The sequence below is a fragment of the Streptomyces sp. NPDC093111 genome (assembly GCF_040683955.1).
Taxonomy (GTDB): Bacteria; Actinomycetota; Actinomycetes; order Streptomycetales; family Streptomycetaceae; genus Streptomyces.
The window spans coordinates 95,705-105,781 of the sequence record NZ_JBFBNW010000013.1 but is presented as its reverse complement, the minus strand read 5'-3'; the positions used below and the strand labels follow the sequence as shown (position 1 = coordinate 105,781).

The 10,077-nt window shown below is 71.8% G+C and carries 10 protein-coding genes; 6 read left to right on the top strand and 4 right to left on the bottom strand.

Annotated elements, in window-relative coordinates; translation table 11 throughout:
• Positions 1-40: 40 nt before the first annotated feature.
• Positions 41-946 carry a sterol desaturase family protein gene (locus tag AB0Q96_RS23530; protein WP_365328503.1) on the bottom strand — a complete coding sequence of 302 codons (906 nt, stop codon included), beginning with the start codon at positions 944-946 and terminating at the stop codon, positions 41-43.
• A gap of 520 nt (positions 947-1,466) precedes the next feature.
• Here AB0Q96_RS23530 and AB0Q96_RS23525 point away from each other — a divergent pair.
• Complete coding sequence (locus tag AB0Q96_RS23525) at positions 1,467-2,864, top strand: M48 family metallopeptidase (protein WP_365328500.1); 1,398 nt, start codon at positions 1,467-1,469, stop codon at positions 2,862-2,864.
• 15 nt (positions 2,865-2,879) lie between these two features.
• Here AB0Q96_RS23525 and AB0Q96_RS23520 read toward each other — a convergent pair whose 3' ends face one another.
• On the bottom strand, positions 2,880-4,475 hold the full coding sequence (locus AB0Q96_RS23520) for a multicopper oxidase domain-containing protein (RefSeq protein WP_365328498.1): 1,596 nt from the start codon (positions 4,473-4,475) through the stop codon (positions 2,880-2,882).
• 205 nt (positions 4,476-4,680) lie between these two features.
• On the opposite strand from AB0Q96_RS23520, the gene AB0Q96_RS23515 reads away from it, so the two are divergent.
• The 5 genes from AB0Q96_RS23515 to AB0Q96_RS23495 all read left to right on the top strand — a co-directional run bounded on the left by AB0Q96_RS23515 (position 4,681) and on the right by AB0Q96_RS23495 (position 8,485).
• Positions 4,681-5,268: a 3'-5' exonuclease gene (locus tag AB0Q96_RS23515; protein WP_365328496.1), complete on the top strand. Its 588-nt coding sequence runs from the start codon at positions 4,681-4,683 to the stop codon at positions 5,266-5,268.
• 156 nt (positions 5,269-5,424) lie between these two features.
• A complete protein-coding gene (locus tag AB0Q96_RS23510; RefSeq protein ID WP_365328493.1) occupies positions 5,425-5,976 on the top strand; it encodes a hypothetical protein in 552 nt (183 codons plus the stop codon).
• Between the two features lie 161 nt (positions 5,977-6,137).
• Entirely contained in the window at positions 6,138-6,479 is a 342-nt protein-coding gene (locus tag AB0Q96_RS23505) for a PadR family transcriptional regulator (RefSeq protein WP_365328491.1), read from the top strand.
• The gene (locus tag AB0Q96_RS23500; RefSeq protein WP_365328489.1) at positions 6,476-7,435 is read left to right on the top strand and encodes a hypothetical protein; all 960 of its coding nucleotides are present in this window, start codon (positions 6,476-6,478) and stop codon (positions 7,433-7,435) included. Before AB0Q96_RS23505 ends, AB0Q96_RS23500 begins: the two co-directional genes overlap by 4 nt.
• 96 nt (positions 7,436-7,531) lie before the next feature.
• Positions 7,532-8,485: a phosphatase PAP2 family protein gene (locus AB0Q96_RS23495; RefSeq protein ID WP_365328486.1), complete on the top strand. Its 954-nt coding sequence runs from the start codon at positions 7,532-7,534 to the stop codon at positions 8,483-8,485.
• 40 nt (positions 8,486-8,525) lie between these two features.
• Here AB0Q96_RS23495 and AB0Q96_RS23490 read toward each other — a convergent pair whose 3' ends face one another.
• Positions 8,526-9,263, bottom strand: coding sequence for a VOC family protein (locus AB0Q96_RS23490; RefSeq protein ID WP_365328484.1), 738 nt, complete (start codon positions 9,261-9,263; stop codon positions 8,526-8,528).
• 10 nt (positions 9,264-9,273) lie between these two features.
• Positions 9,274-9,744 carry an SRPBCC family protein gene (locus AB0Q96_RS23485; RefSeq protein ID WP_365328482.1) on the bottom strand — a complete coding sequence of 157 codons (471 nt, stop codon included), beginning with the start codon at positions 9,742-9,744 and terminating at the stop codon, positions 9,274-9,276.
• Positions 9,745-10,077 lie beyond the last annotated feature (333 nt).

The following is a 10,077-nucleotide window of genomic DNA, read 5'->3' as shown; positions in this document are numbered from 1 at the left end:
GAAGGGCGGTTTCGGGCACGGGGCCCGTACGGCACGGGGGCTACGCGGTACGCGCGGCGCGGCGCCAGGGGTGGAGCAGGCTGGCGAGGACCGCCCCGGTCTCCGGGAACGCGGTCGGATCCTGGACGCCCGCCGAGGCCGGCCGACGGGCCGGCCGCCAGGTGAAGCTGCCGAACAGGCGGTCCCAGACCGACAGGTCGACACCGTAGTGACCGGCCTCGTCGACGTCGGTGCTGTGGTGCAGCCGATGCTGCTCGGGGCTGGCCAGGACGTGATTGAACGGCCCGAGCCGGACATCGATGTTTGCGTGCACAAAATAACCCTGGACGATGGTGAAGAGTGCCACCGCGAAGAGGCAGTCGGGCGAGAATCCAAGGAATCCGAGACTCAATTGGACGACACCCTGTTTGAACGCGACATCCAGCACGTGGTTGACGCCGTTGTTGGCGACGTTGACCTTCCCCGGAACATGGTGAATTCCATGGACCTTCCAAAGCCAGCGATTGGTGTGCGCGAAACGGTGCGCCAGGTAGCCGGCGAGGGAGGAGGCCAGCAGGGCCACGGGTGCCTGCACCCACAGCGCCAGCCCGAGCCCTCCTCCCGGCGCCGCCGCGACCACGAACGCGACGGCCGCCTGGGCGAGCACGGCTCCCGCCATGGTGAACCCGAAGTAGACCGCGTACCAGCAGAGTTCCCGAAGGCTGGGATGCCAGTCGGTGCGATGGGGGATCACCCGCTCCAGTGCCGCGAGATAGAGGATGACGCCGACCAGGAAGAACTGGACGGCCTCCCCGCGGTCCCAGCCGTAGCGCAGTGTCGAGGTGAAGAGCCAGGCGGCGGAGAGGGCCAGGACCGGATAGGCGATATGTCGGAGCACCTCGCGCGAGGCGGTTCCCATGGCCCATGACTTCGCCGAAATTGACCCCATCTCGGGTCGATTTTCCATGCGGAGAATCTCCCTCACGTCCGAATGAGGGACTGAACACTAGCAGCGGCCGAGAGGGCCTGTTCATTGCTCAACGACGCTTTTTGGCCAGCGGGCTTCGAGCTCTGTCGAACGGCGATTGATAGGAAGAAGTGCTTTACGTTCGTGATCACCGGAGCATTCGGTAGGACCACGCAGGCGGGCCGGCCCGTCGGCAGCAACGATTCAGCGCCGCTGTGAAGCGCCCCCCGACCCCCGGCCACCACCACCGACCCTCCCCGGCCGATGTCCGTCGGGCGCGGGGCCGCGCCGCCAGGTCACCCCCGACTACCACCGGCTCACGACGGCGCGGAGTGGATGAGGAGAGTGCCCCCGCAAAACGAAACGCCCGAAAACGCAGCCTCGGAACAGCCGCAGGAGGGCATCACCACACACGGCGCCGAGCCGCCCGGAGGTGGGGTGGTGGGCGGTGACGGGTAGGGGCGGATGGCATGATCCGGTCATGCTGTCGAGGGGTGCAAGGGGTGCAAGGGGTGGGGGAATGACGGAGGTGACCGGGACGGCCGGGACGGCCGGGACGGCCGGGACGGCCGGGACGATCGGGCAGCAGGGGCAGGGGCGCGGCGGCGATGAGGGCGGCCATGCGGGCGGCGAGGCGAAGGCGTGCCCCGCGTGCGGTGAACGGATGCCGGTCGACCGGCGGTTCGTGGTGTGGTGCTCCGCCTGCGGCTGGAACGCGGATCCGAGCGACGCCGCGCCTGCGGACGGCGGCACGGTCGACCGGATGCGGCGGCGCATGGCGCAACGGTACGGAGAGCAGCTCTTCGCGCAGCTCGCGCACGAGCCCGACGAGGCCGCCGCGCCCGGGCCCGGTGCCTCGGGCGCATGGGCGGTGGCCCTGGCCACGGCCGTGCACGGGTTCACCGTGGCGCTCTTGGCCCTCGGCCTCTGGCTCCTGATCGCGGGCTGGGGCGAGGGCCTCCAGCCCGTACTCGCGCTGCTCCCGCTCGGCCTCGCCGCCGTACTGCGGCCCCGCTTCGGCAGTCTGGCCCAGGTCAAGCGGGACGCGCCCGTCCTCGAACGGGCCGACGCTCCGGGGCTCTTCGCCCTGCTCGACGAGGTGGCGGGCGCGGTCGGGACCGTCGGCGTCGACGCCGTCGTGGTCGGCGCGGAGGCGAACGCGAGCGTGCGGACGTACGGCCTCCGCCAGCGGCGCGTACTGCGACTCGGGATGAGCCTGTGGGCCACCCTGGGACGCCAGGAGAAGATCGCGCTGCTGGGCCACGAGTTCGGCCACTACGCGCACGGCGACACGCGGCAGTCCCTGTGGGTCGGCAGTGCCCTGCGGTCGCTGGACACCTGGAGCTACCTGCTCGCGCCGAACGACGGCGACACCCTGATGGACCAGCTCGTGAACGTGGTCACGGCCCTGCCCCGCTGGGCCGTCCACGGACTGACGCTGCTGCTCGACCAGGTGACGCTGCGCGCCTCCCAGCGCGCCGAGTACCTGGCCGACAGCTCCGCCGCCCGCGCCGCCGGACCGGCGGCCGCCGCCGCTCTGATGGAGGGCCTGCTCGGCGCCGACGGCGCCGTGACCGCTCTGGAGCGTGAGGTCGTCGCCGCCCGGACCCGGCTCGGCGGGGCGGCAGCCCGGCGCGAGGACCCGGCCGACGGGTTGTGGGATCGGATCGCGACGCGGATGGCGGCGGTCCCCGACCACGAGCGCGCCCGCCTCCGCAAGGTCGCCGAACTACGCGGCCATTCCGTCGACGCCACTCACCCGCCCACCCACCTGCGCTACCGCCGTATCGCCGCGAGCGAACCCCGCACGGCCCGTGTGGTTCTGGACGAAGCGCGCGCGGCCACCGTGGAGAGCGAACTGGCCGGGGCGGCACAGGCCGTGGCGCGACAGATCATGCGAGACGGGCGCATGCAGTAGCCGAGCGGCGGTCGTTCACGCCCGGACGTACTCGACGGTCTGCATCATGCCGAGGTCCTCGTGCTGGAGCTGGTGGCAGTGGGCGATGGTACGTCCGGTGAAGTCCTCGTACGCGACGAGGAAGGTGACGGAGTCGCCGGGCTTCCCGCCGGCCAGGCCGATGGTGTCGTGCCAGACCGGCGGATCGAGCCGTTGGCCGTTGCGGTGGGTGACCAGCACCTGGTTGGTGTGAAGGTGGAACGGGTGGTGGTGCGGGGGCAGCGATTCGTCGGTGCGGACGGTCCATCGCTCGATCGCGCCGAGACGCAGGGTGTGGTTGGTGAAGCCTTCGTCGAACAGGCCGTAGGCCGGGTCGCGGGTGAGGTCGCCGCGGGGATCGGCCGCGGGGGTGGGGTTGCTGCCCAGGACGCGGAAGGCGTTGGGGAACGGCCCCTCGAACACGCCGGCGTCGGCGTGGAAGACGACCTCGCGGTCGGCGCCGGGGTTGGAGATGTCCTTCTCGTCGAGGAACGGCCTGCCGGGCGGTAGGGAGGCGGGGAGTTCCATCGGCGGCTGTACGGGGTCTCCCGCGACCTCGATCGTCATCAGCGGCCCGGCCGCCCGGTCGGTCCGCAGCTCGTAACGGCCGGGCGCACCGCCCCGGACCAGGACGTCGGCGCGGTTGCCCATGGCCAGGTCGATCCGGTCCAGGGAGACGGGCTTGGCGAACGTGACCCCGTCCTGGGCGATCTGGTGCAGCCGCAGGGTGCCGCCGTCCCCGCTGACCTTCAGTCCCAGCGCGGTGAACGCGGTCGCGGCGACCAGCCGCCACCGCTGCACCTCACCCGGGCGCAGCTGGAGGGTGGGATTGACGGCGCCGTTGACGGTGAAGGTGGAGGGGACGCCGGCCAGCCAGCCGCCCGAGGTGAAGGCGGGGATCCTGCCGTCCTTGACCTTGAGCTCGTTGACGCACACGACGAGATCGGCGGCGGCCCTGATCTCGGGGACCTCGTCGACGTCCCCCTCGACGATGACGACCCCCGCCATGCCGCCGGCGATCTGCTCGGCGATCGACCCGTGCAGGTGCGGGTGGTACCAGTAGGTGCCGGCTGGGTGATCCGCCGGCACGTGGATGGTCGTCTCGTATCGCGGCTCGACGGCGCCGGCGGCGACCTCGTCCGAGGTGCGCGGCGCGAACGTGCGCAGGACGTTGTCGGCGTCCCCGGACGGACAGACGTGCAGCCCGTGGGTGTGCACGTTGAAGCTGTTGGGGTGGTGCGGCGTGTTGCTGCGGCTCATGTGGGGCGGGTTGGGCGGCAGACCGTTGACGTGCGTCAACCGCATGGTGTGCCCCGCGCGCAGCCGCAGGGTCGGCCCAGGAACCGCCCCGTTGTACGCACGCGTGGTGACCCGCCCGAACCCCGGCACGGTGACCTCGGTCAACCGGACGTCCAACGTCTGCTCCAGCACTCCCGACTTCCCCCGAGAGGCCGCGACGGCAGGCTGCGGAAAGGCCGCAGCCGCGGCGACGGCCTGCTGCGAGGCCAGGATGTGGCCGGGCACCACCGCGAGCCCCACGGCGGGGATGGCCTTCAGCACCGAACGACGAGTGATCCCGTCACCATTTCCCATAGCGGGGCAATCTAGTTCAATTCGCCCACGTCGGCCTGGAGGGCACACCGGGGGCATCCGGCACGCCATGCGGCCGGGGGAGCGGGGCCGCGGCAGCCCCTCCCCGCATGCACGGGGTCGCCGTCACGGTGAGGGTGCGGGTGTGAGCGTGCGGGGGCGCGGTAATTCGAATGCTCCGGCTCGCGCGCCTGCCTAGCCTGCCGCCATGGACAGCGGATCAGCACTACTGAACGTCATCGACGTGGAGGCCACCTGCTGGGAAGGGCAGCCCCCGCCCGGGCAGGTCAGCGAGATCATCGAGATCGGGCTCACGGTCGTCGACCTGGCGGCCCGTCGCCGAGTCTCCCGGCACCGCGTCCTCGTGCGACCCGCCCGCTCCGACGTGAGCGCCTTCTGTACCGAGCTCACCGGACTGACCCCGGCCGAGGTGGCCTCGGGCGTCGGCTTCGCAGAGGCGTGCGCGACGCTCGCGGAGGCGTACGACGCCCGGCGGCGGCCGTGGGCGAGCTGGGGCGACTACGACCGCAACCAGTTCGACCGCCAGTGCCGGGCCACCGGCACGCCGTACCCCTTCGGGCGGCCGGTGGAGCGCGGACACACCAACGCCAAGGCCGTGTTCACGGAGGCGTACGGGCTGCGCAAGCGGCCCGGCATGGCGGGTGCGCTGACGATCGCGGGGCTGCCCCTGGAAGGGCGCCACCATCGGGGCGAGGACGACGCGTGGAACATCGCCGCCCTCGTCCTCGACCTCCTGGACCGCGAGGCATGGCCCGGTGCGAACGCGTCGGCATGAAGTCGGCGGGGCGGGGGGCGGGGGCGGGGGCAGTGACTCCCTCGATCGTCACCGTGGGTGGCGCACCCTCGCCAGAGGCCATTGAAAGGATGTCGGGGTGGAAAGGGTGGCCTTGCTCCTCGAAACGAGGTGCACAGCCGACGCTGGGAGAACCCCTTGAAGCGCGTTCCGTTCCGCCGATCCGCAGGACTGATGGTCGCCGCCGCGGCCCTGATGGCAGCTCCCGCCCTGTCCGCCCACGCCTCGACCCCGACAGCCCCGACCGAGCAGCCCTACTCCGAGCAGGCACGCGCCGCCGGCCTCACCGACGAGCAGGCCGGGCAGCTCCAGCGGCGGGTCGACGCCGTGCTCGCCCAGGACCCGCAGGCCCGCCAGACCTCGGCGAACACCCTCTCCATCCCCGGCGGCACCGCCACGATCCCGGCACCCGGGCAGCCCGGACTCCGCGACCTGGCGGCCCCCGAGGCACCCCGGGCCTGTAACGAGGGACACCTCTGCATCACCGACGGGCGCGGCGTCAACTACGACTACTACCGCTGCGGCTACTACGACTTCAACGGCATCGGCGACGGAACCTTCAACAACAACCAGACCCCCGGCACCCGCGCCCGCTTCTACAACAGTGACGGCAGCGAACGCTGGTCCCACGTAGCCAAGGGCTCGGGCACCGCGTCCTGGACCCCCGTCTTCCACATCCGCCCCTGCTGACCTCCATCCCAGCCCTCCGCCCCGCCCTCCCCGAGGGCGGGGCGGAGACGCACCTCGCGGCCTCGCCCGTACGACCCGCACCGCACGCCACTGCATCGCATCGCCCCCGGAAGGTGGGGTCGCCTGCCGATATACTTCGTAGCCCGATATATGCTCGGCTCATGACACGACAGAGCCCGTCCCTGACGGAACCGCAGTACTTCATCCTCGCCGCGCTCATGGACGGGCCGCTGCACGGCTACGGCATCATCAAGGCCGCCGAGCAGGCCACCGAAGGGCGGCTCCGGATCGCCGTCGGTACGCTCTACGGCGCCCTGGACCGCATGGAGCGGGCCGGGCTGGTGGCCGCCGGCGACGAGGAGATCGTGGACGGGCGGGCTCGCCGCTACTACCGGATCACCGAGGACGGCACCCAGGCCCTCGGCCGGGAGGCGCTGCGGATGCGGCAGGCCGCGGCCGTCGTCCTCGGCCGTACCCGCGATGTCGGGGCGGCCCCGGCATGAACCGCCTGCTGCTCGCCGCCTACCCCGAGCCCTACCGCTCCCGGCAGGGAAGGGAGTTGCTGGACTGCCTCTCCGACGCGTACCCCGGCCGTTCCTGGCCCCCGCCGCGGGAGGTCGTCGCCGTACTGCGGGCCGGGGCGCAGGCCCGCGCCCGCGCCGTCGCGGACGACCCGGCCCGGCCGTGGTGGCTGGACGGCATCCACCTCACCGCGCTCGTCCTGGCGGCGCTGGCACTCGTGCCGTACCTCCAGGACGTGTGGCACTGGGCCCTGCACATCGACCCCGGCCGGCACGCCATCGCCTTCGACTTCTCCGGCTGGTACCCGTGGGCCCAAGGCCCCGACACCCGGACGCGGCTCCTGCCCTACGGACTGCTTCCGCTGGTCTGCCTGGTCGCCCTGCTGCGCGGCAAGGCGTGGATCGCCCTGCCGGCCGCGGCGGCGATGATCTACGCCGGCGCCACGTACGACAGCAGTCCGTTCTTCGGTGACGAGGGGAAGGTGGGCCTCGGCTACTACGGTCTCGGCGCCCCGATCACCGCCCGGGACCTGGTGCTGTCCGCGGCACTGTGCACCGCGTGCGCCGTGCTGACGGCCTGCCGCCCCGGCCGGCTGCGCCGCCACTCGTACCGTCGGCTGCTCCCCGTCGTCCTTGCCATGTTCGTGGCCGGGTCCCTCCACGTCATCTCCGTCAGCCCGGCCTTCCAACGTGGTTTGTTCGCCGTCGAGGTCGCCGCGCTCATCGGCGCGTGGGTGGCCACGGCCGCCACCGGCGACCGCCGTTGGCTGATCCCGGTCGCCGCGTTCGCGTTCATCCGGATACAGGCGATCGTCGTCCAGCCGAACTGGTTCATGCAGTCCCTGCCGGACCTGGTCGTCCTCGTCCTCCTCGTCGCTCCCCTCCCGGTCCTGGCGATCACCGCCCAACGCCGGCAACACCGGGCGCTCCTCGGGTAGGAGCGGAACCCGGTGGTCCGACCGGGACCGACCCGCCCGAACCCGTGCCTGACGCGACGCGTGACTCCGCCGCTCGCCAACGAAGACAGAGAACCGATGACTCAGCAAGATCCCTCGACCACCGTCTCCACCCGACGGAACGGCCCCGGCCCCGGACCTGACCTCGGCCCTGGCCCTGGCCCCGGAGTCGGCCCCCGCCCTGCCCGGATACCCCGCCTGCACATCTCCGCTCCGCTCTGCCTCCTGGCGTTCCTGACGGTCTACCTGCTCGCCGTCTGCACCCCGTTCGGGCAACGCGCGGAGAACGGCCTGATCACCGGAGACGGCGCGGGCCCGGCGTGGATATACGACTGGTCCGGGGCGGCCTACCAGTCCTCGGCCCTGCCGCCCCTGGAGCACACAGCGATGCCCACCCTGCTCGTGGGCATCGCTGTGATCGCGGGCGTTGCTCTGGTGCGCAGACGGTGGTGGCAAGGAGCCGCGGCCGTCGGCGTCGTCGTCGGCACGATCGCGTCCAAGGAGCTCACCAGGCTGCTCCTGCCCCGTCCCGATCTCGTGGACGCGGAGGTCTCGCTGACCGAGGCCAGCTTCCCCAGCGGACACGTGGCGGTCCCCGCCGGGCTCGTCCTCGGCGCCACCCTCATCGCCTCTCCCCGCCTCCGCCCTTACGTCACCGCCGTCGGCGTGCTGTGGCTCGCCGTCACCGCCGCCGCCGTCCAGGCCACCTACCACCACCGGCCCAGCGACGTCCTGGGCTCCACACTGCTGGCCTGCGCCTGCTACGTCCTCGCGACCCGGCTGCTGCGCACGCCCGACGCCCCGAGCGCCGACCCGCACCCCCGCGTGCTGCCGGCGGTCGCCCTGGCACTGGCCGCGGCGGGCGCCCTCGTCGCCGGCGCGCGGGACGACTCGGTCACTCAGTCGCTGGTCTTCGCGGCAGCGGCCTTCCTGTGCGCCGGCCTGTGCTGGCTCACCACGGCACCGGGCCGGCGCGCACACCCCGGACACGGCGCACGCGCCTCACGCGGCACCCGCCCCGTACCGAGCTGATCTCCTGCCCGTGCCCCTGCGCGCCCGGCGCGCCGCTCGTTCAGCGGGGGGCGAGGAGGCAGAACTCGTTGCCTTCCGGGTCGGCCAGGACCGTCCAGGAGATGGCGGCCTGATCGATTCCGGGGTCGGTGGCGCCCAGGGCGCGCAGCCGGGCCTCTTCCGCTTCGAGGTCGTCGCCGGAGTAGGGGCGGACGTCGAGGTGGACGCGGTTCCACACGCTCTTGGCGTCAGGGGTACGCACGAACTCCAGGTAGGGGCCGACGCCCTTCGCGGATCGCATGGCCGCGTGGGTGTCGGTCACCTCGCGCAGCGTCCAGTCCATCGCCTGGTCCCAGAAGCCGGCCATCCCCCGTGGGTCGGCGCAGTCGACGACGACCGCGGCGATCGGCCCGGTGTCCTGGTAGACCGGGCGCGGCTCCAGGACGCAGAACTCGTTGCCCTCCGGGTCGGCCATCACCGTCCACGGGACGTCGCCCTGACCCACGTCGGCGAGCGTCGCGCCCAGATCCCGCAAGCGCGCGACGAGCTGTGCCTGATGGGCGGGGGAGGTGGTGGCCAGATCGAGGTGCACCCGGTTCTTCACCGTCTTGGGCTCGGGGTAGGCGACGATGTCGATGCAGACGGCCACGGGGTCGGGGTAGGCGAACCCGATGGGTTCGAGGTTGGTGACGCCGGGCGCCTCGCTGTCGATGCCCCAGCCGAGCACCTCCGCCCAGAACCGGCCGAGCGCGGCGTCGTCCTGGGCCTTCATGTTGATCTGGACAAGTCTTGTGGTCATGTCGCAGATCCTAGAAGCCGCCGATGGGGCCACCGCTGGCGCGGTGGTGGTGCTCGCGCACCGCGATCCGGGCCAGCTTCGTCAGCATCATGCCGTTGCGGATCGAGACGACGTAGTCCACGGGCATCCCGTGCATCCGGGTGCCGGGTCCCCGCAGGGGATGCCAGTCGAGAACGAAGAGGGTGTTCTCGCCCCAGGGGATCAGGTTCATCGCGATCCGCGCGGCCCCGAAGTGGCCCGCCTTCGCCTCCAGCTCCAAGCGGCGTCGCGGCTCACAGATGCGTACGACACAGATGTCGTCCAGGACCAGAGGGCCGACGCCGACCCGGACCTGCAGGCGCGCTCCTACCTCGGGCCAGTTTGAGTCCGTGGCGATGACCTCCTGCGTTCCGGTGACCCATTCCCCGTAGCGATGGCCGGCGGACAGCAGCCCCCACACTCTGGACGGCGAACTCAGGATCAGCCGACGATTCCGAGCCACACCGACCACGCTCCTTCTCGCTCGCCGTTGGGACCGGCGCTCATGACCACCCCGTCAGGTACGGAACGCCTGCTCAGCTGCTCGGAGCGCTCCTCGACACTAGCCGCGGTACGCACCCCCGGCACCTGCGGCAGCGGTCAGGCATCTCCCGGGAACGTCTCCGACACGGCATCGGCACGGCATCAAGGACGGAGGGCGGGGGGACGGCGCCGAGCCGTGCGCTCGGCCAAGCGGGTGAAGGTGGCCGTCAAGTGCGGGGACGCATGTGACCCAGGTCATAGTGATGGTTCGCGTCTTTCCGTTATCCAGGTCCCGTTGGTGGTTCTCCCGTGC